Origin of the sequence: Sodalis sp. C49 (genome assembly GCF_046352915.1) — a bacterium.
Classification (GTDB): domain Bacteria; phylum Pseudomonadota; class Gammaproteobacteria; order Enterobacterales; family Enterobacteriaceae; genus Acerihabitans.
Map to the genome: position 1 here is coordinate 3,348,846 of NZ_CP163303.1, position 25,927 is coordinate 3,374,772.

General features: G+C 57.5%; 21 protein-coding genes and 1 riboswitch. Of the genes, 4 read left to right on the forward strand and 17 right to left on the reverse strand.

Annotated elements, in window-relative coordinates; translation table 11 throughout:
- Window positions 1-25: 25 nt before the first annotated feature.
- From ubiA to pgi, 7 genes are all read right to left on the reverse strand, one after another.
- Window positions 26-889, reverse strand: a complete 864-nt coding sequence (gene ubiA / locus ABUK12_RS15050) for a 4-hydroxybenzoate octaprenyltransferase (RefSeq protein ID WP_410016660.1) — start codon at window positions 887-889, stop codon at window positions 26-28.
- Between the two features lie 54 nt (window positions 890-943).
- Window positions 944-1,450, reverse strand: coding sequence for a chorismate lyase (ubiC, locus tag ABUK12_RS15055; protein WP_410012627.1), 507 nt, complete (start codon window positions 1,448-1,450; stop codon window positions 944-946).
- A 185-nt stretch (window positions 1,451-1,635) separates the two neighbouring features.
- Window positions 1,636-3,723, reverse strand: a complete 2,088-nt coding sequence (locus ABUK12_RS15060) for a YjbH domain-containing protein (RefSeq protein WP_410012628.1) — start codon at window positions 3,721-3,723, stop codon at window positions 1,636-1,638.
- Window positions 3,723-4,478 carry a capsule biosynthesis GfcC D2 domain-containing protein gene (locus tag ABUK12_RS15065; RefSeq protein ID WP_410012629.1) on the reverse strand — a complete coding sequence of 252 codons (756 nt, stop codon included), beginning with the start codon at window positions 4,476-4,478 and terminating at the stop codon, window positions 3,723-3,725. Before ABUK12_RS15065 ends, ABUK12_RS15060 begins: the two co-directional genes overlap by 1 nt.
- The gene (locus tag ABUK12_RS15070; protein ID WP_410012630.1) at window positions 4,475-5,122 is read right to left on the reverse strand and encodes a YjbF family lipoprotein; all 648 of its coding nucleotides are present in this window, start codon (window positions 5,120-5,122) and stop codon (window positions 4,475-4,477) included. Before ABUK12_RS15070 ends, ABUK12_RS15065 begins: the two co-directional genes overlap by 4 nt.
- 69 nt (window positions 5,123-5,191) lie before the next feature.
- Window positions 5,192-5,554 carry an exopolysaccharide production protein YjbE gene (gene yjbE, locus ABUK12_RS15075; RefSeq protein WP_410012631.1) on the reverse strand — a complete coding sequence of 121 codons (363 nt, stop codon included), beginning with the start codon at window positions 5,552-5,554 and terminating at the stop codon, window positions 5,192-5,194.
- Window positions 5,555-6,029: 475 nt separating this feature from the next.
- A complete protein-coding gene (gene pgi / locus ABUK12_RS15080; protein ID WP_410012632.1) occupies window positions 6,030-7,679 on the reverse strand; it encodes a glucose-6-phosphate isomerase in 1,650 nt (549 codons plus the stop codon).
- Between the two features lie 186 nt (window positions 7,680-7,865).
- Window positions 7,866-8,059, forward strand: a riboswitch (Lysine riboswitch).
- A 113-nt stretch (window positions 8,060-8,172) separates the two neighbouring features.
- On the opposite strand from pgi, the gene lysC reads away from it, so the two are divergent.
- Window positions 8,173-9,534 (forward strand): lysine-sensitive aspartokinase 3, encoded by a 1,362-nt coding sequence (gene lysC / locus ABUK12_RS15085; protein ID WP_410012633.1) that lies wholly within the window; start codon window positions 8,173-8,175, stop codon window positions 9,532-9,534.
- Between the two features lie 54 nt (window positions 9,535-9,588).
- Here lysC and ABUK12_RS15090 read toward each other — a convergent pair whose 3' ends face one another.
- The 7 genes from ABUK12_RS15090 to ABUK12_RS15120 are packed head-to-tail and all read right to left on the reverse strand — an operon-like array spanning window position 9,589 to window position 16,447.
- Entirely contained in the window at window positions 9,589-11,250 is a 1,662-nt protein-coding gene (locus tag ABUK12_RS15090) for a Na/Pi cotransporter family protein (protein WP_410012634.1), read from the reverse strand.
- A 30-nt stretch (window positions 11,251-11,280) separates the two neighbouring features.
- Complete coding sequence (locus ABUK12_RS15095; RefSeq protein ID WP_410012635.1) at window positions 11,281-11,931, reverse strand: HAD family hydrolase; 651 nt, start codon at window positions 11,929-11,931, stop codon at window positions 11,281-11,283.
- Window positions 11,928-12,920 (reverse strand): ABC transporter ATP-binding protein, encoded by a 993-nt coding sequence (locus ABUK12_RS15100; RefSeq protein ID WP_410012636.1) that lies wholly within the window; start codon window positions 12,918-12,920, stop codon window positions 11,928-11,930. Before ABUK12_RS15100 ends, ABUK12_RS15095 begins: the two co-directional genes overlap by 4 nt.
- 2 nt (window positions 12,921-12,922) lie before the next feature.
- Complete coding sequence (locus tag ABUK12_RS15105) at window positions 12,923-13,708, reverse strand: ABC transporter permease (RefSeq protein ID WP_410012637.1); 786 nt, start codon at window positions 13,706-13,708, stop codon at window positions 12,923-12,925.
- 33 nt (window positions 13,709-13,741) lie between these two features.
- Window positions 13,742-14,581, reverse strand: coding sequence for an ABC transporter permease (locus tag ABUK12_RS15110; protein WP_410012638.1), 840 nt, complete (start codon window positions 14,579-14,581; stop codon window positions 13,742-13,744).
- Window positions 14,578-15,375 (reverse strand): alkaline phosphatase family protein, encoded by a 798-nt coding sequence (locus ABUK12_RS15115; protein ID WP_410012639.1) that lies wholly within the window; start codon window positions 15,373-15,375, stop codon window positions 14,578-14,580. Before ABUK12_RS15115 ends, ABUK12_RS15110 begins: the two co-directional genes overlap by 4 nt.
- Window positions 15,376-15,385: 10 nt before the next feature.
- The gene (locus ABUK12_RS15120) at window positions 15,386-16,447 is read right to left on the reverse strand and encodes an ABC transporter substrate-binding protein (protein ID WP_410012640.1); all 1,062 of its coding nucleotides are present in this window, start codon (window positions 16,445-16,447) and stop codon (window positions 15,386-15,388) included.
- A 195-nt stretch (window positions 16,448-16,642) separates the two neighbouring features.
- Between ABUK12_RS15120 and ABUK12_RS15125 the strand changes: the two genes are divergently transcribed.
- The gene (locus ABUK12_RS15125) at window positions 16,643-17,383 is read left to right on the forward strand and encodes a UTRA domain-containing protein (RefSeq protein ID WP_410012641.1); all 741 of its coding nucleotides are present in this window, start codon (window positions 16,643-16,645) and stop codon (window positions 17,381-17,383) included.
- Window positions 17,384-17,396: 13 nt separating this feature from the next.
- Here the strand turns inward: ABUK12_RS15125 and ABUK12_RS15130 are convergent, their stop codons facing one another.
- Window positions 17,397-17,723 (reverse strand): Dabb family protein, encoded by a 327-nt coding sequence (locus tag ABUK12_RS15130; protein ID WP_410012642.1) that lies wholly within the window; start codon window positions 17,721-17,723, stop codon window positions 17,397-17,399.
- Window positions 17,724-18,364: 641 nt separating this feature from the next.
- A complete protein-coding gene (metH, locus tag ABUK12_RS15135) occupies window positions 18,365-22,051 on the reverse strand; it encodes a methionine synthase (RefSeq protein WP_410012643.1) in 3,687 nt (1,228 codons plus the stop codon).
- Window positions 22,052-22,344: 293 nt separating this feature from the next.
- Here metH and gntK point away from each other — a divergent pair, with 293 nt between their 5' ends.
- Together gntK and edd are read left to right on the forward strand one after the other, a co-directional pair.
- Entirely contained in the window at window positions 22,345-22,896 is a 552-nt protein-coding gene (gntK, locus tag ABUK12_RS15140) for a gluconokinase (RefSeq protein WP_410012644.1), read from the forward strand.
- Window positions 22,897-23,189: 293 nt separating this feature from the next.
- Window positions 23,190-25,001: a phosphogluconate dehydratase gene (gene edd / locus ABUK12_RS15145; protein WP_410012645.1), complete on the forward strand. Its 1,812-nt coding sequence runs from the start codon at window positions 23,190-23,192 to the stop codon at window positions 24,999-25,001.
- Here edd and metA read toward each other — a convergent pair.
- Entirely contained in the window at window positions 24,998-25,927 is a 930-nt protein-coding gene (gene metA, locus ABUK12_RS15150) for a homoserine O-acetyltransferase MetA (protein WP_410012646.1), read from the reverse strand. The genes edd and metA overlap by 4 nt on opposite strands.

The window sequence follows — 25,927 nt, forward strand, 5'->3', positions numbered from 1 at the left end:
CGCATCGCCCGTCTTTACCGCGCTGCTATAAACGGCCCTGGCCGAAAAAACTCAGGGCAATACCGATAAAAATCAGCATACCCACCAGGTTATTGTTTAAAAAAGCTTTAAAACAGGCATCCCGTTCCCGCCGCGCGATCAGTTTTTGCTGATAGACAAATAACGCCCCCGCCAGCGCCAGGGACGTATAGAACATCACCCCCAGCGCAGACCGTATTCCCAGCCAGACCAGCAACAGCAGCGTCGCCGCTTGCAGCAGGCCGATAATCAGTTTGTCATGGCGCCCAAAAAGGATGGCGGTGGATTTGACGCCGATACGGATATCGTCATCGCGATCCACCATGGCGTACTGCGTATCGTACGCCACCGTCCAGAGGATATTGGCGGCAAACAGCAGCCAGCAGGAAAGAGGTAAGGACTCACTGACCGCCGCGTAGCCCATCGGTATCGACCAGCCGAACGCCGCGCCCAGCACCAGTTGCGGCAGATGGGTTACCCGCTTCATAAAGGGGTACGCCCAGGCCAGCGCCAGTCCCGCCACCGATAGCGCAATGGTCATGGTATTAAGCGTCAGCACCAGCCCAAACGACACCCCTACCAGGACCACAAAGATGATCTTGGCTTCTTTTTCGCTGATAAGACCGCTGGGCAAAGGGCGGGATGCCGTACGCTTGACGTGGCCGTCTATCTTGCGATCGGCATAATCATTGACGACACACCCCGCGGCGCGCATGAAAAACACCCCGAGGACAAATACCACCAGCGTGCCGAAAGCGGGCGTGCCGCTTCCCGCCAGCCATAAAGCCCACAGGGTCGGCCAAAGCAATAACAGAGAACCAATGGGTTTATCAATGCGCATCAGGCGGCACCAGGCCTGCCATTTGCCCATCGTGGCGCTTTGTTCCACTTATTTCTCCTTTACTTCATCATTCTCGCACGGCGCTTAACAATACAGCGGGGCTTGGGGTAAAAACAGTTCGGTCAGCAATAACGGCTTACCGTCCGGCCGCAGGCAGGAGCGCCGCGCCCACAGGCCGTCAGCGCGGCCCAGCTGGATAAAGTCCCGCTCCGGCGCCCGGCCGCGGAACAGCCAGCGGCCCAGGGGGATATCTCCCAGCGTGGTGAGCGCCCACTCCGCTCCGTTCATGGCGTTTTCGGGCACCAGGGTGCGGCCGGCCAGCCAGGGCCGTTCATCGCCGCATAAGACGATTTCGCGCAGCCAGTAGCGATCGCTTGGCGGCAACAGAGCGATATCGTCTCCCAGCGCCTGGGCCGGGAAATAACCTTCGCGGCCGCGGCGGATGGTAACCCGCCGGCAATGGCGCTCGAAGCGCCGGGTCATCGACCCTTGTTCCATCAACCAGTCCGCCAGGGCGGGCGATGGCGGCGGATCCTGGTCAGTCAGCCAGGTAATGGATGCCAATAAGGCGATAGAGGGATCGTCCGTCATCCTGTTCCCCATGGTTTCAGGTGGTCAGCTCCGATATTGTAGCTCAGAACGCCATTTTATTAACCTGCCGATGCGGGAAGAATGCGTTTCTTCAGGCGGCAATATACCGGTCGCCGGGCGCTAAGGCGCCGGCGGCAAAAAAAAGGCCTCCGCAGGGAGGCCGTTAAAATCAGATCTGCCCGCCGCTATTCCAGCGCCGGCGAACGTTCTTCGGTTAGACCGTACAGATAGTATTTCCGGCCGACCATCTGGCCGCCGTCACGCGTCAGCGGGATCCAGTTCAGCTGCGCCCGGCTGCGGTTCGGCGTCGGCGTCAGCAGATCCAGCGGAATCGAGAGATAGAATCCTTTGGTAAACGACCCTTCGCCATAATCCTCTTTGGAGACATTGGTAAAGGTGGCAAAGGCGCCGGCGGTGACCCCGCTGTCAAAGCGGCGCGAGACATCGAAGGTGACGCCCTTATCCTTGGCCAGGTATCGTCCGACGCTGGCTTTAACCAGTACGCCGTCCAAAAAGCCGGGCTGCCAGTAGCCGGTCAGGTTGCCGGTCGCCACGGTATAGTCGGCGAACTGCATCATATTGTCCCAGTCGCGCTGCTTGACGTAGTTACCGTCAAGACCCACCGCCCAGTTCTTGTCCAGCGGGCGGTACAGTACTTCACCGCCGACGCCGCCGTACATCATTTCCAGGTAACCGCCGTAAAGCTGGCCGTACCAGCCGTCGCCCAGGCGATCCATATAGGTGGTTTGCAGGTTGCTGATATAAACATCGTTCTGCACATATTCCCGAATCCGGGTACGGACGCGCGGCAAATGCGAGTCGCTCGGCGGCGCGGTAAAGTTAAACCGGTCATAGTTATTGATGATATTGCCGAATAGGGTACCGGAGGTCACCCAATGGTCGGTCAGCCAATAACTGGCCGTGCCTTCGACGCCGATTTGATACATATAAAACGATTCAGGCCCGCCGAACGATTGGTTAAGCACCGGCGCCCAGCCAAGCTGCAGGCGGTCCCGTTCGATATAGTAACCCTGTTCAGCGTTTTTCGGCACATCCGGCTCGGTGCGGCGCTGCTTGAGCGGCTGCTCATGCCCCAGGGGGTAGCCCGCCAGCGTGTCCTGCAAACTCTTCACGTCGGTTTCCGTGGTCACCTGCGGCAGGTTTTGCCGGGTCTGGGTCACCTTCAGCGTATCAATATTCGCCGGCAGGTTATTGACCAGGATCCGATTGGCGCGATCGACACCCTCTGCATTATCCCGGTACTTATACTGCTCGCCGGTCATATACAGGGTGCGATCTTTGACCTGGATATGCGGGCCGGCAAAACCGGCGTTGCTGTCCATATCGGTCAGCTGCTGCGCCACCACCTGATGCTGGAGCATGTCGGTCTGCGGCTGCGGCGCATAAGCCGGTTTTTCGCTGTCGCGATGCTGCTGGGTCAGGTCGTTAAAGTTGGTGCGAAATGTTACGCCGAACATCACGGTATTGCCGCGTTCATAGCTCAGGTTAAGATCCGTCCATTTGCCAAGCCGGTATATGGCGCCGACGTTGACCGGCGAGTCCTGCTTCAGCCGGCCGGCAAAATCCCCTTCGTAATCGTTGCCTTCATATTCCAGCTTAAAGCGCAGCGGCTGCCACGGCGTTTGGTATTCCACGCCGCCAAACAGCGAGGCCGGGCCATGAAAGAAGTCGCCGGTGTTAAATGAACCGGCGCTGCGGTGGGCATTATTACGAGTGCAGTAGCGATCGGAAACTTCGCAGAACGGGTTTTTCACATTGCCGCTGTTGCCCAGGTAGCCCCAGCCAAGCCCCAGGGTGAAGTCCAGGGGACCCCAGGCTTTGCTGGCGGCGATAAACTCGCTGTCAAACAGGCCGGAACCGCCAAAATCGCGGATACCCACCGAGGTCTCGGGCAGCCAGTACCCCTCTTCCCATAACCGCAATTTAAGATCGATACCCTTATCTTTATAGGTTTGATCGCCGCTGAAGTTTTCATTGGCGCTGTATTGCCGGGTACGGACGTCGGTATAGCGGATAGTACTTTCAAGCCAGGGGAACAGCTGCACGTTGATGGAATAAAAGCGGTACTGATCGTTATCCCGGTAGTTCAGGCTGAATTCACCGTCCTTCGCCATGCGCCCGGAGGGGGTTTGCAATAACCCGGCGCCGCCCATATCCATCTGCGATGGCCCCAGCGGCTCGGTATAGGAGGCCGCCTGGCAAGCGGAGGCCACTGACAGCGCGATGAGACTTAATAGATATTGTGTTTTCATCAGTCAGGGATCCGGTGTGTCAGCAAGGAAACAATTTTTTCGTTTACGTCCTGATAGGCCCGCGGCAATGACCACGAGGAAAAACCCACGTAAATCGCACTGCCCGGCGCCACTTCATTGTGGCGCCGGTTCCAGTAGGCCACCGGCACCGATTTGGCCTGCCCATCCGGCAGGATTATCCAGGCATAACTTCTTTCGGCTCCGCTCAGGCGCTGGTGGGTCTGCAGATAATCATCCGCGTCGCGACCCACCTGAAACGGCTGTGAACCGGTGGGCGTCACCGCGCCGAACACATAAACGCTGGTCGGCTTAGCCAGCGTATACAGGCTGTAGTCGCCCACGAGCCTGCGGTTGGCGCCGGTCTGCAGGCGAATCACGTCCGCGTCCAGCGAGACGAACTGACGCCCGGTCACCTTCAGAGCGGCGATCTGGCCGCGCACCCGATCAACGGCATCGGCCAGATCCAAGTCGTTGTCCTGGCGGAAATCGGCGCTCAGGGCGCTCAGGCGCGCCAGCAATTGCCGCTGTTGCTCCTGCTGGACGGCGGTGGCCAGGTTTTCCGCGATAACGGTGCCGGGCCACCAGGTACGCCCGGCCAGTTTCGGATCCAGGGTCAGCTGCTGGAGGGTATTAATCCCCGTCAGGACCACGGGCTGCGATTGACCTGGAGAATAAACCGCCACACGACTGTCGGCTGCGGCGGAGGCAATAAAACCAGCACATAAACTCACTACGAGTAAGAGTTGTTTTTTCATGGCTTATAAGGATTTAAAGTGATGGTTTCAATCGGGAAATTACCCGGCCCGACATATTGTTGGGCTTTGCGCACGGCGCCGGTGCCTGGTTCGATCCAAAAGCGGTTTTGATAATGCGTGTTGAGCTCGGCCACCGTAACATCCTCATTGATGACGCGGTAGGCGTGCGGCGCATTCAATACGGTAATAGTCTCGGTGCCCGCCAGGGTGAAACGGGAGGTCAGGGTTGCCGAACGTAGTTGTTTATCTTCCGTCCAGGACTGGATGCGGGTCCATTCAGTGCCGTCGGTAATCCTTTGAGCGTGGGCCAGCGGATCGGAGGCCAGGTTGGTGACTTCGAGGAGATTATCGGGCAGGCCCAGGGTTTTGATCAGGCGGCCATTGCGGGTCACCAGCATGGCTTTATCGCGCGAAACCCATTTTAAATCGCCGTTTTCGGCATAAGCCAAGACCATGAAGATCTGCGCGCCGTCATTGATGCGCGCGTAAATACTGGCGTAAGGAATGTCATGGACCTGCTCCGGCGTTAACTCAACGTCCGGCGTGCCGAACAGCGCCAGTTTGAATGTTTCACCAATACCTTGTTGCGACTGACTGCAAGCGGCCACCAGAAAGCACACCACCACCATAAATAAATAGCGCACGTCGTTTATCCCAAACGAAAGGAGACCAAAAAATAACCACACTTGCGTGTGGTTATCGAATAGTTATTATTACTGCACCGTTGAGGTGGTGGTGCCGGTACCGGTATTGCCATTACCGTCACCGTTATCGTCATTATGAGCGCCGATTAAGGCCACTCCAGCTAACAGTGCGACCGCACCAACGCCGACTGCCGTGGCAGCCCCGGCGCTCAGACCAGAAGCAGTCTCGGTGTTACCGCTACTGTTACCCGGCGTGGCAGCTAACGCATAAGAACCACTAGCCATCAACATTGCAGCCATTACTACACTAAACAGTTTATTCATATTTATTACCTTTGATTCATGAGGATGATGACTATAAAGCAATGAAATGATGATTTGCCTTATATAAGCATCATAAAGGAATATAATGCAATAAAATATATCTTGCATTCATCATCCCTGATTTAGCCGAAAAAATGCGCGACACCGCATTGGTACGCGGCAAAGTAGTGAAATGCCCTCTTTTGTTGCATAAAAGCAAAATTAATCACCAGTAATGCGATTTAGGGCACAATTTTTCGGTGAATGAGAAGTTCACGCCAAGGAGCAAAATCAGATAATTCCGCTGTCAGTACCTCAATAAGGAGGCTTATACGCCCAAAAGTATATAAGCCGTCTGCGTGTTTTAAAATAAGGCCTTAGAGCCGGTTTTTATATTCCCTGCCCGCAACGATGCGCCTTATTCTGAAAACAGGCGCGGCTAGTTTTTAGGAAAATCCTTAAAGAGTGCCAAAAAGCCGCCAAGTAACAAACAGTTAACACCACGGCTGTTTTCTGCAACACCCGGCGCAAGCAGTGCAACCGCCGGGTATGACGGCCTCCCGGCGGCCGTTCCCTGGCCGTCCTGCAAGGCCTTCGGCGCGTATCAGCCGCGCCAGTTTTTAAAGCGGTTAATCAGGCCATTGGTGGAGCTGTCATGGCTGGTGACCCGGTCATCGGCCGCCAGTTCCGGCAGGATCCGATTCGCCAGCTGTTTACCCAGTTCCACGCCCCATTGGTCAAAGGTGTAGATGTTCAGGATAACGCCCTGGGTGAAGATTTTATGTTCATACAGCGCAATCAGCGCGCCCAGGCTGTAAGGGGTGATTTCCCTGAGCAGTATGGAATTGGTCGGCCGATTGCCGGCGAAGACTTTGAAAGGCGCCACGTGCCCGACCTGATCCGGGGTTTTACCCGCCGCCGCGAATTCGTCCTCGACCACCTGCAAAGATTTACCAAACGCCAGGGCCTCGGTTTGCGCAAAGAAGTTCGACAGCAGCTTGGCGTGATGATCGCTGAGCGGATTATGGCTTATCGCCGGGGCGATAAAATCGCAGGGAACCACTTTGGTGCCCTGGTGAATCAGCTGGTAAAAGGCATGCTGGCCGTTGGTGCCCGGTTCACCCCAAATAATCGGGCCGGTTTGGTAATCCACCGGATGGCCGTTGCGATCCACGTACTTGCCGTTGGACTCCATATTACCCTGCTGGAAATACGCGGGGAAACGGTGCATATACTGATCGTAGGGCAGGATGGCTTCTGTTTCCATGCCGTAGAAATTGTTATACCAAATGCCGATCAAGGCCAGCAGCACCGGCAGGTTTTGTTCCGCCGGGGTGTCCCGGAAATGACGATCCATGGCATGGGCGCCGCTGAGCAGCTGTTCAAAATTGTCAAAACCCACGGACAGGGCAATGGACAGGCCGATGGCCGACCACAGGGAATAACGGCCGCCGACCCAGTCCCAGAACTCAAACATATTGTCGGTATCGATGCCGAATTCACCCACGGCCTTGGCATTGGTGGACAGGGCGGCAAAGTGCCTGGCGACGTGTTTTTCATCGCCGGCGGTCTGCAGGAACCAATCGCGCGCACTGTGGGCGTTGGTCATGGTTTCCTGGGTGGTAAAGGTTTTCGACGCCACCAGGAACAGGGTGGTGGCCGGGTCGAGGTGCTTGACCGTTTCGGCGATATGGGTGCCGTCGACATTGGATACGAAGTGCATGGTCAGGTGGTTTTTAAACGGGCGCAGCGCTTCGGTCGCCATATAAGGCCCGAGATCCGAGCCGCCGATACCGATATTCACCACGTCGGTGATCGCTTTGCCGGTATAGCCTTTCCATTCACCGCCGATGACCCGGTGGCAGAATTGCTTGATCTTGGCCAATACCGCGTTCACATCCGGCATCACGTCTTTGCCGTCCACCAGGATCGGCGTGTTGCTGCGGTTACGCAGGGCCACGTGCAACACCGCGCGATCTTCGGTGCGGTTGATCTTTTCACCGGAGAACATCGACTTGATGGCCCCGTCGAGATCGCACTCCCGGGCCAGGGCCTGCAATTTTTCCAGCGTTTCATGGGTAATGCGATTTTTGGAATAATCGACCAACATCTGGTCGTCAAAGGTGGCGGAGAAGGTGTCGAAACGGGAGTTGTCCCTGGCGAACAGTTCGCTGATGGTAACATCCTTCATGTGTTCAAAATGCTGCTGCAGCGCTTTCCAGGCCGCGGTGTGGCTAGGGTTTATGTTTTTCATAGGCAACGCTCTTATTGAGAATAAAAAGACGTGATGACAATGATTGTATCGCGTAGCTCACGAGTTGCGACCCCTTTTCTTGCGATTGCCCTCTTTTCAGGATAAATGCGTTTGCATCATGCGCTGCCCGTTGACACCGGGGTAATTACCCGCTATTTGTAAGGTCCTAGTAGCGCACCCGTTGCGTGAACCAGAAGAGGCGCGTCGCCCAGGCAAGGTTTCGGAGGATCCGTTTTCCGCTGATGAAACCCAAGGGGGAGCGACGCCGAGGCAGCGTACGGCAAACGGGCCGGCGTTACCGGCCGCATGGGCTGAATCCCATGGGTTGTCACCGGCATTTTCGCCATTGGCGATAGGCACGGTGGGGCGCTTCTGGGTGTACCGTAGTCTTCTACGCCTGCTCCCTGTTTCCCGCCCCTGACTCGTGCCAAAAGCTTAATATGTTGTCATCAAGGATGGCATCCTGACACGAGGCATTAGAGGCATTAATAGCATGGCAGAATCAATACAGTCCCCTATCGTGGCGAAGTTCGGCGGCACCAGCGTCGCCGATTACGACGCGATGAACCGCAGCGCGGATATCGTGCTGTCCAATGCCGCCGTCCGTCTGGTGGTGTTGTCCGCCTCGGCGGGCGTCACCAATTTGCTGGTGGCGCTGGCTGAAGGCAAAGAACCCGAGCGCCGCGCCTTTCATCTGGATGAAATCCGCCGCATACAGTATGCCATTATCGACCGGCTGGCCGACTCGCGGGTGATTCGCGAGGAGATTGACCGCATGCTCGATAATATCGCCATGCTGTCCGAGGCGGCGGGCCTCGCCACATCCCATGCCCTGACCGATGAGCTGGTCAGCCACGGCGAACTGATGTCGACGCTGCTGTTCGTTGAGGTGCTGCGCCAGCGCCAGGCGCAGGCCCAATGGTTCGATATTCGCAAGGTGATGCGTACCAATGACCGTTTCGGCCATGCCGAGCCGGATATCGCCGTCCTGAAGGAATTAACCCAAAGCCTGCTGCTGCCGCGCATCGACGCGGCGCTGATCATTACGCAGGGCTTTATCGGCAGTGAGGCCAAAGGGCGCACCACCACGTTGGGACGGGGCGGCAGCGATTATACCGCCGCCCTGCTGGGCGAAGCGCTGCAGGCCCAGCGCATCGACATCTGGACCGATGTGCCCGGTATCTATACCACCGACCCGCGCGTCGTGCCCGAGGCCAAGCGCATTGATGAAATCAGTTTCGAGGAGGCGGCGGAAATGGCCACCTTCGGCGCCAAAATCCTGCATCCCGCCACCTTGTTGCCGGCGGTGCGCAGCGATATTCCGGTTTTCGTCGGGTCCAGTAAGGACCCGCATGCCGGCGGCACCCTGGTGTGCAATAAAACGCTCAATCCACCGCTGTTCCGCGCCATTGCCCTGCGCCGCCGGCAAACGCTGCTGACCCTGCACAGTCTGAATATGCTGCAGGCGCGCGGATTCCTGGCCGAAGTGTTCAATATCCTGGCGCGCCATTATATTTCCGTGGATTTGATTACCACGTCCGAGGTGAGCGTGGCGCTGACCATGGACACCACGGGATCGACTTCGTCCAGCGCCAGCCTGTTGACCACGTCCCTGCTGACGGAACTCTCATCCCTGTGCCGGGTGGAGGTTGAAGAGAACCTGGCGCTGATCGCCCTGATCGGCAATAAGCTCTCCCAGGCCTGCGGGGTGGGTAAAGATGTATTTGGCGTACTGGACCCGTTTAATATCCGGCTGATTTGCTATGGCGCCAGCAGCCATAACCTGTGCCTGCTGGTGCCGGGACAGGACGCGGAACAAGTGGTCAAGACCCTGCACCACAACCTGTTTGGTTGACGTTATCCCCGCACGGGCGCGTGGGCGCCCGGACGAACCAGGGATGACGGGCCTTTAGAGCGGGGTGGATGCTTTGTCGCGCCGCTCCTCATTCTCTTCCGCCTCGTCCTCTTCATTGAGTTCCAACGCGTTATAGGCCACCGAACAGAATAGGGAGTTCATCCGCTTCATATCCCCGAGCAGCCCAAGGTGCAGCGAACTGGTTTCCAGGCTCTGCACATTTTGCTGATGGAGGCGATCCACATGGGCATGGGCATAGCGCCGGTCGGTAATGCGAAACCGATGTTTGGCGCGGCGCAAACGCCGCGCGCTGGTGATATCGCCGGTCAGGAACACCGACAGGCTCAGGCGCAGGTTGGACATCAGCTGTTCGTGCAGCGTATCAAGCTCCTGCAGCCCCTCGGTGGAGAAGGCCCGGCGCGTGGCCAGCGATTTGGCGGCCACATCCCCGGCCATGCGCTCGATAATATCCCCGGCCTGTTCCAGGTTGAGCGCCATTTCGATAATCTCGGCCCAGCGGCGGGAATCCGCTTCCTCCAGATCCTCTTTCGGCATCTGGGCCAGGTAGAGTTTGATGGCGGTGTAGAGCACATCGACATCATCATCCAGCCGGCGTATTTCCCGGTCTTTATTCGGCTGGCCGTGCAGCACTTCACGAAGCAGCAGCAGCATGCTTTCCACCACATCGCCCATGCGCAGTGTTTCCCGTGAGGCATTGGCCAGCGCCAGCGCGGGCGTATCCAGGGCGCTGGTATCCAGATGACGCGGGCGCACGCCCACGTCGCCGACCGCCGTATCGCCGATCCATTGTGTACATAAGCGCGCCATCGGCCCGGCGAACGGCACCAGGAGCAGGCAGCGAATCAGGTTATAAAAAACATGGAAATAGATCACCAGCTCCGAGGCGCTGACCGGCAGGCGCCCAAGCAGGCCGGCCAGGAATGAGATGGCCGGCAATACCACCAGGCCGCCGACCAGCTTGAACAGCAGGCTGCCCAGCGCCACGCGTTTGCCTTCCGCGTTTTGCCCGCTGGCGTTGATCATCGCCAGGATGCCGCTGCCCAGGTTGGCGCCGATAACCAGGCACAGGGCCACCTTAAAGGAAATCACATCGGTGGCGGTCAGCGTCGCGGTCAGCAGCACCGCCGCCAGGCTTGAGTAGCTGATAATGGCGAACAGCGCGCCGAGCAGGGCGTCGAGCACCACATCGCCGGTCAGTGATGAGAACAGCACCTTGACGCCGTTGGCCTGGGTAATGGGGGTCGAGGCGGCGACAATCAGCTCCAGCGCCAGCAGGATCAGGCCCAGGCCGATACACACCCGGCCTATCTGGCCGACGCGCGATTGCTTACGGCTCAGGAACAGGCAGACGCCGATAAAGATCAGCAGGGGGGAGAGCCAGGATAAGTCAAACGTCAGCACCCGGGCCATCAGCGCGGTACCGACATCGGCGCCCAGGATAATCACCAGGGCCGGCGTCAGCGCCACCAGGCCCTGGGCGACAAACGAGGTGACCAGCATTGCCGTGGCGTTACTGCTTTGGACCAGCGCCGTAACGCCGATGCCCGCCATGAACGCCATCGGTTTTTTTTCTACGCTTCTGCTCAGCACCTGCCGCAGGCGGGCACCGTAGACACGCATGATCCCGGTACGGACAATATGCGTCCCCCAAACCAGCAGCGCTACCGCGGAAAGCAGATGCAACAATGTTAACACGCTTCTTACCACTCCTTGATGACCCACTATTTACCATTGCAAAACCGGCCATCCAGCCTGTTGTGCATGCCGAAGCAGGATACCGTCGGGATTAACGGCATAAGGATAACCCACCTGACTTAATAACGGCAGGTCATTACACGAGTCGGAATAAAAGCTGGCCTGCGCCAACATTGACTCCTTGCCCTCGATCAGGTCCAGCAGCCTGGACACTTTCCCCTCCCGATAAGTTAATACGCCACAGGTTTTACCGGTATAAGAATCGTCATAAACTTCAAGTTGTATCGACAAGGTTTCAGCGACGCCGAAGCGGCGCGCAATCGGCGTCACCAAATGTTCGCCGGACGCCGAAATAATAACGTTCCGATCCCCGCGGCGTTGATGTTCGGCGATACAGCGCCGGGCGGGCTCACGTATGCAGGGAACGATCGCCTCGTCGATAAAGGCCTCCACGCACTGCGCCACTTCATCCGTAGAACGGCCGATCAGCGGCTCCAGGGTAAACGACATATATTCTTCCATGGATAATGTCCCCTGCCGGTACTGTAGCATTAATGCCTGTTCCCGTTGCACAAATCCGTCGCGTTGCGCCCAGCCCAGCGTCAGCATGTACTGGCTCCACAGGCTGGCGCAGTCTCCATCAATCAGTGTGTCATCCAAATCAAATAACGCCAGGCTCATGCCACCTCACATAATGTCGTTATATCTAACTGTAGACCAACCGGCGTGCCGTTTGGGTGCAGATCGGCCACCGATCGGTTCAACACATCCACCAGCAGTTCGACCCCCTGCGCCGACACGCGATAACGGATCACATTACCCAACAGGCTGTGGCCGTCGACGCGCGCGCTAATGCCCTGCCCGGCCGGCAACAGCATAATAGACTCAGGCCGCACGGCGACCCGGCCCCGCCAGCCGCGCCCGGTCAACAGCGCGGCCTGATCCGGGCTTAACAGGTTATAACTGCCGATAAACCCGGCGGCAAAGGCGTCCACCGGCTGGGTATAAAGCGTTTCGGCGCTGCCGTTTTGCACGATTTTACCTTTATTCATCAGCACCACGCGGTCGGATAAGGTCAGCGCTTCTTCCTGATCGTGCGTAACAAAAATGGCGGTCAGCCGCAATTCTTGCTGAATACGCCGGATTTGGTCGCGCAAATGCTTGCGGATGCGGGCATCCAGGGCCGATAGCGGCTCATCCAGCAGCAGCAGCCGGGGACGGGTGACGAGCGAACGCGCCAGAGCCACCCGCTGGCATTGGCCGCCGGAGAGCTGATGCGGATACCGGTGGGCGAACTCATGCAGTTCCACCAGTTCCAGCACCTCGTTGACGCGGCGCGTGATCTCGGTCGCCGCCAGCTTTTGCATTTTCAGGCCAAAGGCCACGTTGCCGGTGACCGTCATATTCGGGAACAACGCATAGCTCTGGAATACCATGCCGATACCGCGGTCCTGGGGCGACAACGGCACTAAATCCGCGCCTTGCAACAAGATTTGCCCACTGTCCACCGGCGTCAGGCCCGCCAGGCAACGCAACAGGGTAGACTTGCCGCAGCCGCTCGGCCCGAGCAGGGTAACAAATTCGCCTTCCGCAGCATCGAAATCGATATTTTCGAACACCTGGGTCGGACCATAATGTTTATTAAGCTGTTTTACCGCCAGATAAGACATGATTATTCCTTGCCCTTATTCACGGAATTCGCCACCAGCGTCAGCAGCAAGACCACCAGGAAATAGGAGATCACCAGGGCGCTGGTGAAATGGCCGCTGCCGTTGCGGCTATTATAAAGATAGACCTGCAGCGTCTCGAAACGGTTGCCCACCAGCAGGTTGGCAAAGACAAACTCGCCGATAAGGAACGAGAACGACAGCAATACGGCAATCATGCAGCCCTTGCGCAGGTTGGGCAGCACCACCAGCAGCGCCGCCCGCCAGGTACTGGCGCCGAGCAATTGGGCGGCATCCATCAAATCACGCAGGTGGATGGCCTGCATATTGTTGGTGATCGCCCGATAGATAAACGGCAGCGCGATGGTGAAATAACAGCCGATTAAAATCCACGGCGTGCCGGTCATGGCCAGCGGACCGTCGGAATACAGCTGCAGCAGGCCCACCGACGACACCACCGGCGGCACGGCGAACGGCAGCAGGATCAGAATATTCATCAGGGCATCGAGCTGCGGAAAATAGTAAGCAATCACAAACATTAATGGCAATACCAGTACAACGGCAAGGGCCAGCGCGCCGAAACAAATCAGCAGCGAATGCCACAGCGCCGTCAGGAAACGCGGATCCTGCCAGAGCTGGGCCATCCATTTTAAGGTGAACCCTTCCGGCAACACCGTCGACCCCCACTGGCTGGAAAAAGCGTAAACCAGCGTCGCCACCAAAGGCAGCAGCAGGATAAACAGCAGCACCGCGACCACGGCGCGGTGATAAATGTTTTCAGCACGCGTCATCAACCCCCTCCCGTTTTGCCGCCAACTAACTTATCAGGATCGTACATGGGTATAGCTCCTGCGCATCACCCAGCGATGAACCAGGGTGATAAACACCATCAGCAATACCAGGAACATGCCCAGCGCGCTGGCCATATTCGGGTCAAGTTCCAGATCGCCCGCCACCAGGGCGGCGATACGGATCGGGATAACGTTGAAATTGCCGCTGGTCAGGGCAAAAATCGTGGCGTAGGCGCCCAGGGCGTTAGCCAACAGGATAACAAAGGTGCCCAGCAGGGCCGGCGCCAGCACCGGCAGGCCGATATGCCGCCAGTAACGCACCTTGCCCGCGCCCAGCAACGCGGCGGATTCGCGCCAGTCCTCGCGCAGGCCGTCAAAGGCCGGATACAGCAACAGCACCCCGAGCGGGATCTGGAAGTAGGTGTACAGCACCATCAGGCCGGTTTTGGAATAGATGCTGAAGTCCCCGAGCCAGCCATAACGGCGCAGAATAAGCGTGACGCAGCCGTTGGTGCCCAGCAGGATGACAAAAGCGAACGCCAGCGGGACGCCGGTAAAATTGCTGGTCATATTGGTAAAGGACATCACGGCGGTGCGCAGGCGCGTCACCCCGAGCTGGCGCAGCGAGTAACTGCCCACCAGGGCGATCAGCAACCCGAATACGCTGGACCAGAAGGTGATTTGCAGGGAGAAGTAGATCGCCTGCCGGTAAAACGGCGAGCCGAGGATTTGCCGATAGTTATCCATCCCCCAGCCTTCGATGTCGCTGTTGAAGCTATGCACCGCCATCCACGCCAGCGGCGCGATTTGGAAAGCACAGAACACCAGCGCAAAAGGCAGCATGACCAATACCGCCAGCCATTTGGCCTTCATTTCAACAGCTCCGCGCAGGCCGGCCGATCGTGTTCAACCCCCAGCAGGCTGCAAAGGGTGCCGCACAGTTCCGTCTGGCGCGGCGCGGCGGGCGCCTGGCTAAAAGCCGCGCCGAACACAAATAACGGCACCTGGCGCTCTTCGGGCAGGATGCCGCCATGGCTGCGATCGTCGTTCATGCCGTGATCCGCCGTGACGATCACCTGATAACCGGCTGCCAGCCACGCGGGCATATATTGCGACAACAGGCCGTCCGCGGTGCGGGCCATATTACGGTATTGCGGCGACGACAGGCCGAAGCGATGGCCCGCGTCGTCGATATTCATGGGATGAAGCAGCAGGAAATCCGGTTGGTGGCGCTGGCGCAGGCTTTCCGCATCTTCAAACAGATGGGAGTCGGGATAATGGTCCGCATGATAAAAATGCCCGTACTGGATAGCCGCCTCCGGCGCGACGGTATGGCGATCGCGCACGGCATCGAAGGGGGCGCGGTTATACAGTTCGCTCACCCAATAATAGGCCGCCGCCGCGGTGGTAAGGCCGGCGGCGCGGGCAAAATGAAAAATGCTGCGATGATGCGAAAGCCTCACCACGTTATTATGCACGACGCCGCTCGCCACCGGCGGCACGCCGGTAAGGATACACTCATAGAGCGGTCGCGATAATGACGGCAGCTCGCAGTCCAGTTGATAGAGGCATCCATGCCCCGCCGCGCACTCAGCGTGCAGATATCCCATGGCGTCGTAGGCCACCGGATAGCTTAGTCCGTCCAGTATCACCAGCAGGGTTTTCATCACGCCTCCTTTACTGCGGCATGACCATCATGACATTCTCCTGCCACAGGCGCGGCAGTTCCTTGGCGCTCTTTTCCCAGGCAGCCGGATCGGCGATGGGATGGGCGTTTTTATACTGTTCGATAGGCAGCAGCTTGGCTTTCACGTCATCCGGCAGCGTCAGCTTTTCCACGCGGATCGGGCGGGCATAGCCCCGGGCCAGGTTGATCTGTCCGGCATCGGAGAAAATATATTCGCGCGCAAACTTGGCCGCATTGGGATGTTTGGCATATTTATTTATAATCGTGGTATAGCCGGAGGTAATGGAGCCATCGGAGGGGATCAATACATCAAAACGGGTCTTGTCGATGGTGTCGCGGTAATTAAGGCCGTTGAAATCCCAGACGATGCCCACATCCACTTCGCCTTTTTCCAGCGACGCTATAGTCGGGTTGTTCAGTCCCAGGCGTCCCGCCTTGGCCAGCTTGGCAAAAAATTCCAGGCCCGGCTTCAGATTCTTTTCATCGCCGCCCATGGCATAGCTCGCCGCCAGCACGCCGTTGGTCGCTTGCGCCGCGGTACTGACATCGCCGACGGTCACCTTATAATCGCCTTTCAGCAAATCGGCCCAGCTATGCGGCGTTTCTTTTACCGTTTGCTTGTTCACGATAAAAGCGATGGTGCCGGTATACGCCAGCGCCCAATGGCCGTCTTTGTCCTTTGCCCAGTCGGGAACCTGATCCCAGGTACTGGGTTTGTAAGGCAGCGTTACGCCTTTTTGTACCGCCACCGGCCCAAAGGACGATCCCACATCGCCGATATCCGCGCTGGCGTTGCCTTTCTCAGCCAGGAATTTGGCGATCTCCTGCGCTGAACTCATATCGGTATCGCTATGCTTCAGGCCGTATTTGCCGGCCAGATCCGCCCAGGTATCCTTCCAGTTTGCCCAGCTGTCAGGCATGCCGACACTATTGACCTCGCCTTCCTGGCGCGCCGCTTTCTCCAGGGCCGCGACATCCGCGGGCGCGGCGAAACCGGCCGGGCTTGCCATCAGGATGGCGGTGGTTAACACAGAAGCGAACAGAAGTTTCATAAATGATGCTCCGAGTGAAGGAATGAAGGTGACGAACTCTACTGGTCTAGTCCAGCAAGAACCAAGCCAATCTACCGAAGTAAGATGAATATTTGATGTCAGTAATTCTTTTAGCCGATTTTTTGTTATGGTTTTACCACCCCATCCGCAAAGGCAGAAAAATGTGCACTATGAACAGGCAGGCCGGTAAAAAAAATGCTGCATAATGGCGCTTCTTTCAGCGCCAGCCTGTCCCGGCAAAAAACCGTTACCGCGATTTGCCAGGCGATCGCCGGCTGGATTGCACAAGGGGACTTGACGCACAACGATCGCTTGCCCGCCGAGAGGATGCTAAGCGAACAATTTGCCACGACCCGCATTACCCTGCGGGAAGCGTTGGGGCAGTTGGAAGCCCAGGGGCTGATTTACCGCGAGGAACGCCGCGGCTGGTTTGTCAGCCCGCCGCGTATTATCTATAACCCGCTGACGCGCAGCCATTTCCATGCCATGGTGCGCGAGCAGGGGCGTAAACCCGCCACCGAGGTATTGGATGCCAGCGAAATGACGACGCCGGCGGCGATATGCGCGCATTTGGCCTTGCCGTCCGGTTCACGGGTATATTGCATACGCCGGGTCAGGCGCATTGACGGGCGTGCGGTGCTTTACGTGGAACATTATCTGAATCCGGCGTATTTCCCGGCGATTTTGCATGAGGATCTGACATCCTCGCTTACGGAACTGTATGCCAACCAGTATGGCATCCGTTACGGCAAAGTACGTTTCGCCATGCTGCCCACCACCTTTCCGCAGGCGGCGTCGCAGGCGCTGAAATTGGCGGATAACAGCCCGGCGCTGTTTATTACCCGTATCAATCGCGATCAGTATGGCCGCATTATTGACTGCGACCTGGAGTACTGGCGCTACGATACCCTGCATATCGACGTAGAGGCGCAGTAGCGCCGGGGGTCATTCACAATGCGTTTTCATGTCCCCACAGATCAAACACCAGCACGGACCCCGCGCCGTCCGCCAGTACCGGGAACAGGATATTTTCACACACGTAAAGATGATGGCGATGGGCCAGATACTGGTCCAGGGCTGCGCTGTCGGCAAAAAAAAGCCGGAGCAGATGCCTGAAGCCCTTATCCCGTTGTTCCCGGCTGGCATTGTCATGCCACGATGCCTTCAGGATGCCGGGAATATACCGATCCATCGCCAGCAGCGTCGCGGCGACCTGCTGGATCTCCGCCGGCGCCAATGCCGGCCTGAACCGGAACAGAACATTATGTTCAATCATCTTTCTCTCCGATTTTTCATCCCTTGAAGCACGCCGCCTTTCAGGGGGAAGGAGGGCTTTTCGCCCCGCTCTTGCCATAAGGATAATTGCGCTTCATATAACGATGTGTCGATCTGAAGGCCGCCACCAGCGTCGTCAGAAATATTTTTTGTTCATGTTGATTCATCAGTTACCCTCTTACCGCTTATTATTTTGTCATGCTAAGTCCGCCATCCCGTCTGTGCGCGCGGTCCTGTACGCCAGGGTGCCTTTTCATGAAGAGTGTCCACAGAGTTGCCTCAATAATAGGGATTGATTACACTCATCCTTGCGTTGCCAGCGGAAAGTGGCGCTAAGTATTTTAAAAAAAATTAATATAATTAAAATAATATAAAACTTTTCTTTCTCAGCTTGTCCTTGAGTACGATTAAATTTAACCCGTCCATCCCAACAGGTAAAATAATTATATTATTAGCTATAATTAATTAGCGTTAAATCATTTAAAACAAAAATTGAATATTGCTAATAGATTCAATATTAAGCATATCGATATTTTTTTCTTATGAAACCGCGCGGGGGGAATGGGGAAAGCACAATGAAGCAGCGCGGCGCGTCAACGCCGGGCCGCCCCGCTATTTTACCGCTGTGACATCTGTGACCGATCAGTCCGCATCGTAGCCCAGGTTCGGCGCCAGCCAGCGTTCAACTTCAGCGATAGGCATATTTTTACGCCGGGCATAATCTTCCACCTGATCCCGCTGGATCTGCGCCACGGCATAATATTTACTGTCGGGATGGCTGAAATACCAGCCGGAGACCGACGCGCCGGGCCACATGGCATAGGACTCCGTCAGGCGCATCCCGGCGGTGTCGTCCACATTCAGCAATTGCCAGATAGCCGCTTTCTCGGTGTGGTCAGGACAGGCCGGATAGCCGGGCGCCGGGCGGATGCCCTGGTAGTTTTCCCGAATCAATTCGTCATTGCTCAGGTTCTCGTTGGGCGCGTAGCCCCAGTAGACTTTACGCACCCGCTCATGGAGATATTCGGCAAAGGCTTCGGCCAGACGGTCGCAAAGGGCTTTGACCATGATTTTATTATAATCGTCCTGTTGGGCGTCAAAGGCCGCCGCCAGCGCATCTTCCTCCAGACCGCCGGTGACGGCGAACGCGCCCAGGTAGTCCGCCTTGCCACTGTCTTTCGGCGCCACAAAATCCGCCAGGCAATAATTGGCGAATTCGCTTTTCTCCGTCTGCTGACGCAGATGATGGCTGACCACCAAAATTTCGCGCCGGCTTTCATCGCGATAGATTTCGATGTCGTCGCCCACCCGGTTGGCGGGAAAAATACCCACCACCCCGCGCGGGTTAAGGGATTTTTGCGCGGAAAGCTGGTCCAGCAGGGCATTGGCGTCGTCAAACACGCGTTTCGCCTCAGCGCCGACCACTTCATCCTCCAGGATGCGGGGGTATTTACCCGCCAGCGACCAGGTCATAAAAAACGGCGTCCAGTCAATATAGTTGCGCAATGTCTCGATAGAGGCGCTGACGGACTGAATGCCCAGGCGATGGGCCACCGGGGGAATATAGCTATCCCAATCGATGGCCAGGTCGTTATCGCGCGCGGCCTGCAGCGAGACCGGCGGCGTACGGGGCTTTTTGCGGCCATGCTGGATGCGCACCGTGTCATACTCCTTACGGGTACGCAGTATAAATTCATCCCGCTGCCCGTCCGACAGCAGGGCCGACACCACCCCCACGCTGCGCGAGGCATTCTGCACATACACCGTCGGCCCGCTGTAGTTTTTCTCGATTTTAACCGCGGTGTGCGCCTTCGAGGTGGTGGCGCCGCCAATCAGCAACGGCAGGGTAAATCCCTGGCGTTCCATCTCTTTGGCGACGTTGACCATCTCATCGAGCGAGGGCGTGATCAAGCCCGACAGGCCGATAATATCCACGTTGAATTCCCGCGCCGCTTTCAGGATCTTATCCATCGAGACCATCACACCCAGGTCGATGATTTCGTAGTTATTGCATTGCAGCACCACGCCGACGATATTTTTGCCGATATCATGCACATCGCCTTTCACCGTCGCCAGCAGAATCTTGCCGGCCGCCTTTTGCTTTTCTTTTCCCGCCTTGATAAAGGGTTCCAGATAGGCAACCGCCTGCTTCATGACCCGCGCCGACTTGACCACCTGCGGCAGGAACATCTTCCCGGCGCCGAACAGGTCGCCCACCACGTTCATGCCGGCCATCAGCGGCCCTTCAATCACCTCAATGGGCCGCGCCGCCTGTTGCCGCGATTCTTCGGTATCCGCTTCGATGTATTCGGTAATGCCTTTTACCAGCGCGTACTCCAGCCGTTTATTGACCGGCCAGCCGCGCCATTCCGCCTGCTGTTGTTTCGTATCGTCGTCGTTTTTGCCAACGCGGTATTTCTCCGCCAGATCCAGGAGTCTTTCGGTGCCGTCGGCGCGCCGGTTGAGCACCACGTCCTCTACCGCCTCGCGCAGCTCATCGGACAGGTCGTCATAGATGGCCAGCTGGCCGGCGTTGACGATCCCCATATCCAGGCCGTTCTTGATGGCGTAATAAAGGAACACCGCGTGTATGGCCTCGCGTACCGGCTCGTTGCCGCGAAACGAAAACGACACGTTGGATACCCCGCCGGAAATCAGCGCATGGGGCAGCTCGGCCTTGATATCGGCACAGGCGCCGATAAAGTCCTGGGCATAGTTATTGTGTTCTTCAATCCCTGTGGCGATGGCAAAAATATTGGGGTCGAAGATAATATCTTCCGGCGGGAAACCCACGGTTTCGGTCAGGATGCGGTAAGCGCGGCGGCAAATGTCTATCTTGCGCTGCCGGGTGTCCGCCTGGCCCTCTTCATCAAACGCCATCACTACGACCGCGGCGCCGTAACGGCGCACCAAACGGGCATGGTGGATAAAGGCGGCCTCGCCTTCCTTCATCGAGATGGAATTAACGATGCCCTTACCCTGGATGCACTTCAGCCCTTGCTCGATGACGTCCCATTTCGACGAATCGATCATAATCGGCACCCGAGATATATCCGGTTCGCCGGCGATCAAATGCAGAAAACGCACCATGGCGGCGGCGGAATCCAGCATGCCTTCATCCATGTTGATATCAATGATCTGCGCGCCGCTTTCCACCTGCTGCAACGCCACCGCCAGCGCCTCATTATATTTTTCTTCTTTGATCAGGCGCTTGAAGCGCGCCGAACCGGTAACGTTGGTGCGCTCGCCCACGTTGACGAACAGCGTATCCTTGGCGATATTCAGCGGTTCCAGGCCCGCCAGACGGCAAGCTATGGGCCGTTCCGGCAGGACGCGCGGCGCTATGCCCTCGACGGCGCGCGCCATGGCGGCGATGTGCGCGGGCGTGGTGCCGCAGCAGCCGCCGACGATATTCAGGAAACCGGAAACGGCCCATTCCTTGATCTGCCCGGCCATTTCATCCGGGCCGAGATCGTATTCGCCAAAGGCGTTCGGCAATCCGGCGTTGGGATGGGCGCTGACATAACAATCGGCAATGCGCGACAGCTCGGCCACATACTGGCGCAGCTCATCGGGGCCTAAGGCGCAGTTCAGGCCAAAGGACAGGGGCTTGACGTGGCGCAGGGAATTATAGAAGGCCTCGGTGGTCTGGCCGGAAAGGGTGCGGCCCGAGGCATCGGTAATAGTGCCGGAAATCATCACCGGCAACTGTACGCCCATGGCCTCGAATTCGGTTTCGATGGCGAATATCGCGGCCTTGGCGTTAAGGGTATCGAAAATGGTTTCCACCATAATCAAGTCCACGCCGCCCGTCACCAGAGCGTGAACCGCCTCACGGTAAGCGCTCACTAACTGATCAAAACTGACGTTGCGGAACGCCGGATCGTTAACGTCCGGCGAAATGGAGGCGGTGCGGTTGGTGGGGCCGAGGACGCCGGCCACATAGCGGGGTTTCTCCGGCGTGCGCGCCGTCCATTCGTCCGCGCTGCGCCGGGCCAGCCGGGCGGCCTCGGTATTCAGCTCGCTGACAAGCGACTCCATATGGTAGTCGGCCATGGCGATGGCGGTAGAGTTAAAGGTGTTGGTCTCAAGGATATCGGCGCCCGCGGCCAGATAGTCGTGATGGATAGCGGCAATCACCTCGGGCTTGCTCAGCACCAGCAGATCGTTATTGCCTTTCAGATCGCTCGGCCAGTCGGCGAAACGCGCCCCCCGGTAGTCCTCTTCCTCAAGCCGGTAACTCTGGATCATGGTGCCCATGCCACCGTCCAGCACCATGATGCGCTGTGCTAATTGCCTGCGCAGTCCGTCCACTCGATTGTTCACCATTACCCCATCCACCGCTGAAAAAATCATCTTTTATGAAGCCAAAATAGGCAGAACATCCTAGCATAAATTACAGGCAATCGACGCCGAAGGCGCATGAGACTTTTTCAAATCCCACCGGTCCGGCCCGAAACGATGCTGTGCGATGTAAAAAGAATGTTTCAGATTACATTTTTAATTTGAAGCAGATCACAATTAGCGCGAAAAAACGACAAAGCATCTGGAAACCGCAGCAAAAATCGGGATAATGTTACCGGTAACATCACTACACTCTTTTCTGGCCACGGAGCCTTACGATGACAACAACAGCTAACCATATCTTCGTTTTAATGGGCGTTTCAGGCAGCGGCAAGTCCGTGGTGGCCAACGCCATGGCCCGTGAGCTATCGGCCGCGTTCCTTGACGGCGACTTTTTGCATCCGCGCGCCAACATCAACAAGATGGCGGCGGGACAGGCGCTTAACGACGACGATCGCGCGCCCTGGCTGGCGGCAATCAATGATGCCGCGTTTGCGATGCAACGTACCAACGCCATTTCCATTATCGTCTGTTCGGCGCTGAAAAAACATTATCGCGATCGACTGCGGGAAGGCAACGCCAACCTGTCCTTCCTGTATCTCAAGGGCGAATTCGATGTGATAGAAGCCCGGATGAAAGCGCGCAAAGGTCATTTCTTCAAGACCCAAATGCTGGTCACTCAATTCGATACCCTGGAAGAACCGGGCGCCGATGAAAAGGACGTCCTGGTGGTGGATATCAACCAGCCGGTGGACGGGGTCATCAACGATGCCCTGCGCTGCATCAAGGAACAGATCGGGGCAACGGCGGCTGACCTCCCGCGCGCTTAAGCAGCGATCGGCACAGCAACTATGCTTGTTATGCCAGGGATAATCATTGTCATACCCGGCCGGTAATCTCCAGAGGGCGCATCCGGCTATTTAAGCTTTTTTAGCTGAAACGATTCAATTTCACAATATCGCTGTAATAGCCGGCAGGCCGCTTCGCTACCAATAGGTTGTCATTATAAAAAAAGCGATTCGACGGTTTGTCCGGCGGCTGGGACACCAATTCCGTTGTTGAGCCAGGCTCCGCCGACGGCAAGAGCCAGGCTTGACCATTCAATCTTAAGTGTGAGGCAGATATGAATCCTACCGTAGCCCGGGTGACGCAACGCGTTATCGACCGTTCTTTACCCACCCGCACCGCTTATCTGGCGCGCATCGACGCCGCACGCGTCAAAACGGTTCACCGGTCGCAGCTGGCCTGCGGCAACCTGGCCCACGGCTTCGCCGCCTGCCAGCCCGATGATAAGCTGGCGCTGAAAAGCATGACCCGCAATGATATCGCCATTATCAATTCATACAACGATATGCTGTCCGCCCACCAGCCTTACGAGCATTACCCGCAACGCCTGAAAGACGCCCTGCACAGCGTCGGCGCGGTAGGCCAGGTAGCCGCCGGGGTACCGGCGATGTGCGACGGCGTGACCCAGGGACAGGACGGCATGGAGCTGTCGCTGATGAGCCGGGAGATCATCGCCATGTCCGCCGCCATTGGTTTATCCCATAATATGTTCGACGGCGCCTTATACCTCGGGATTTGCGACAAGATCGTCCCCGGGCTGGTGATGGCGGCGCTGTCCTTTGGACATCTGCCGGCGGTATTCGTCCCCGCCGGACCGATGGCCAGCGGTTTGCCGAATAAAGAAAAAGTACGCGTACGCCAGCTCTACGCCGAGGGCAAGATAGACCGCGCGGCCATGCTGGATGCGGAAGCGGCGTCATATCACAGCGCCGGCACCTGCACCTTTTACGGCACCGCCAACTCCAACCAGATGGTCATGGAAATGATGGGCCTGCATTTACCCGGCTCATCGTTTATCCAGCCCAATACCCCGCTGCGCGACGCCCTGACCGATGCCGCCGCCGTACAGGTTACGCGCCTGACGGAAAACAGCGGCAACTATCTGCCGATTGGCCGGCTGGTGGACGAGAAGGTGATCGTCAACGGCATTATCGCCCTGCTGACCACCGGCGGTTCCACCAACCACACCATGCATTTGGTCGCCATGGCCCGCGCCGCCGGCATTGTCATCAACTGGGACGACTTCTCCGAATTGTCGGACGTCGTGCCGTTGCTGTCGCGCATTTACCCCAACGGGCCGGCGGATATCAACCAATTCCACGATGCCGGCGGCGTCCAGCTCGTGATACGCGAATTGCTAAAAGGCGGCCTGCTGAATGAAGAGGTCAATACCGTCGCCGGTTTCGGTTTAAGCCGTTACACCATGGAACCCTGGCTGGATCAGGGGGTGCTGGCCTGGCGCGAAAGCACCGAAATCTCGCTCGATCCCAAGGTGATAGCCAGCATCGATAATCCGTTTGAACATCACGGCGGCACCAAGGTGCTGGACGGCAATCTGGGGCGCGCGGTGATGAAAACCTCAGCCGTGCCCGTGGCCAACCAGGTTATCGAGGGGCCGGCGATGGTGTTTGAAAGCCAGCATGACGTGGGTCCGGCCTTTGATGCCGGCGAATTGAACAAAGACTGCGTGATCGTGGTGCGCTACCAGGGACCGCGCGCCAACGGCATGCCGGAGCTGCATAAACTGATGCCGCCGCTGGGCGTGCTGCTGGATCGCGGCTACAAGGTCGCCCTGGTCACCGACGGACGCTTATCCGGCGCGTCAGGCAAGGTGCCGGCGGCCATCCATGTCACGCCGGAGGCCTATAACGGCGGATTGCTGGCGAAAATCCAGACTGGCGATCGGGTGCGGGTGAACGGCGTAACCGGCGAGCTGTCGTTACTGGTGGACGCCGACGAACTGGCGCGCCGGATCGTGGCGCAGCCTGATTTAAGCGCGGAGCATATCGGCTGCGGCCGTGAACTGTTCGGCGCGCTGCGCGGACAACTCTCCGGCGCGGAACAGGGTGCGAGCTGCATTCCCTTTTAATCCAGGGTGGGATTCATTTTTTTCAGATCGTATGGCGTAATCTGGTAAACGTAGTAGTTCAGCCAGTTGGCGAACAATAAATGCCCATGGCTGCGCCAGCTGGCCCTGGGCGGCAGGTCTGGATTATTATCCGGGAAATAGTTAACCGGGATGGCGGGATTCAGGCCGGCCGCCAGATCGCGATGATATTCGCCGGCCAGGGTTAAGGCATCGTATTCCGGATGACCGGTGACGAAGGCCAGGCGTTTATCGGGACTGGCGAACAGATAGGCGCCGGTTTGCTCCGATTCCGCCAGGATCTCCAGGTCGGTATATTGACGGATAACGTCGGAGGGGAAGTCGGCATAGCGGGAATGCGGCGCCAGAAACGTCTCGTCAAACCCACGGGTCAGCAAGGCATGCGGCTTAAGGGTGTTATGCTGATATACGCCGGCCAGCTTCTCCCGCCGGGTCATTTTGGGAATGTCGTATAAAATATTCAGCGCCGCCTGTACCGCCCAACAGACGAACAGGGTCGAGGTGACATGTCCTTTAGCCCATTGCAACACCCGGTCTATCTGCGGCCAGAAAATCACGTCCTGAAAGTCCACCAGCCCCAGCGGCGCGCCGGTCACCACCAGACCATCGTAGTTTTCATCCTGGATATCCTCAAAATCACAGTAAAAGGTGTTGAGGTGTTCCGCCGGGGTGTTTTTCGACTCATGATTGTCAATACGCAACAGCTGAATATCAATTTGCAGCGGCGAGTTGGACAGCAGTCTCAGGAACTGATTTTCCGTCTCGATTTTTTTCGGCATCAGATTAAGGATCAGCACCTTTAGCGGACGTATTTCCTGGGTGCGCGCGCGGGAAGTGGTCATAACAAACACGTTTTCGTTACGCAGGAAATTCACTGCTGGCAACTCATCAAGAACCCGAATCGGCAT

Excerpts from the sequence above, each read along its gene's own strand:
- ubiA (WP_410016660.1), bottom strand. The coding sequence starts at position 889 with ATGGGCAAATGGCAGGCCTGGTGCCGCCTGATGCGCATTGATAAACCC.
- ubiC (WP_410012627.1), bottom strand. The coding sequence starts at position 1,450 with ATGACGGACGATCCCTCTATCGCCTTATTGGCATCCATTACCTGGCTG.
- ABUK12_RS15060 (WP_410012628.1), bottom strand. The coding sequence starts at position 3,723 with ATGAAAACACAATATCTATTAAGTCTCATCGCGCTGTCAGTGGCCTCC.
- ABUK12_RS15065 (WP_410012629.1), bottom strand. The coding sequence starts at position 4,478 with ATGAAAAAACAACTCTTACTCGTAGTGAGTTTATGTGCTGGTTTTATT.
- yjbE (WP_410012631.1), bottom strand. The coding sequence starts at position 5,554 with ATGCAAGATATATTTTATTGCATTATATTCCTTTATGATGCTTATATA.
- pgi (WP_410012632.1), bottom strand. The coding sequence starts at position 7,679 with ATGAAAAACATAAACCCTAGCCACACCGCGGCCTGGAAAGCGCTGCAG.
- lysC (WP_410012633.1), top strand. The coding sequence starts at position 8,173 with ATGGCAGAATCAATACAGTCCCCTATCGTGGCGAAGTTCGGCGGCACC.
- ABUK12_RS15095 (WP_410012635.1), bottom strand. The coding sequence starts at position 11,931 with ATGAGCCTGGCGTTATTTGATTTGGATGACACACTGATTGATGGAGAC.
- ABUK12_RS15100 (WP_410012636.1), bottom strand. The coding sequence starts at position 12,920 with ATGTCTTATCTGGCGGTAAAACAGCTTAATAAACATTATGGTCCGACC.
- ABUK12_RS15105 (WP_410012637.1), bottom strand. The coding sequence starts at position 13,708 with ATGACGCGTGCTGAAAACATTTATCACCGCGCCGTGGTCGCGGTGCTG.
- ABUK12_RS15110 (WP_410012638.1), bottom strand. The coding sequence starts at position 14,581 with ATGAAGGCCAAATGGCTGGCGGTATTGGTCATGCTGCCTTTTGCGCTG.
- ABUK12_RS15115 (WP_410012639.1), bottom strand. The coding sequence starts at position 15,375 with ATGAAAACCCTGCTGGTGATACTGGACGGACTAAGCTATCCGGTGGCC.
- ABUK12_RS15120 (WP_410012640.1), bottom strand. The coding sequence starts at position 16,447 with ATGAAACTTCTGTTCGCTTCTGTGTTAACCACCGCCATCCTGATGGCA.
- ABUK12_RS15125 (WP_410012641.1), top strand. The coding sequence starts at position 16,643 with ATGCTGCATAATGGCGCTTCTTTCAGCGCCAGCCTGTCCCGGCAAAAA.
- ABUK12_RS15130 (WP_410012642.1), bottom strand. The coding sequence starts at position 17,723 with ATGATTGAACATAATGTTCTGTTCCGGTTCAGGCCGGCATTGGCGCCG.
- metH (WP_410012643.1), bottom strand. The coding sequence starts at position 22,051 with ATGGTGAACAATCGAGTGGACGGACTGCGCAGGCAATTAGCACAGCGC.
- gntK (WP_410012644.1), top strand. The coding sequence starts at position 22,345 with ATGACAACAACAGCTAACCATATCTTCGTTTTAATGGGCGTTTCAGGC.
- edd (WP_410012645.1), top strand. The coding sequence starts at position 23,190 with ATGAATCCTACCGTAGCCCGGGTGACGCAACGCGTTATCGACCGTTCT.
- metA (WP_410012646.1), bottom strand. The coding sequence starts at position 25,927 with ATGCCGATTCGGGTTCTTGATGAGTTGCCAGCAGTGAATTTCCTGCGT.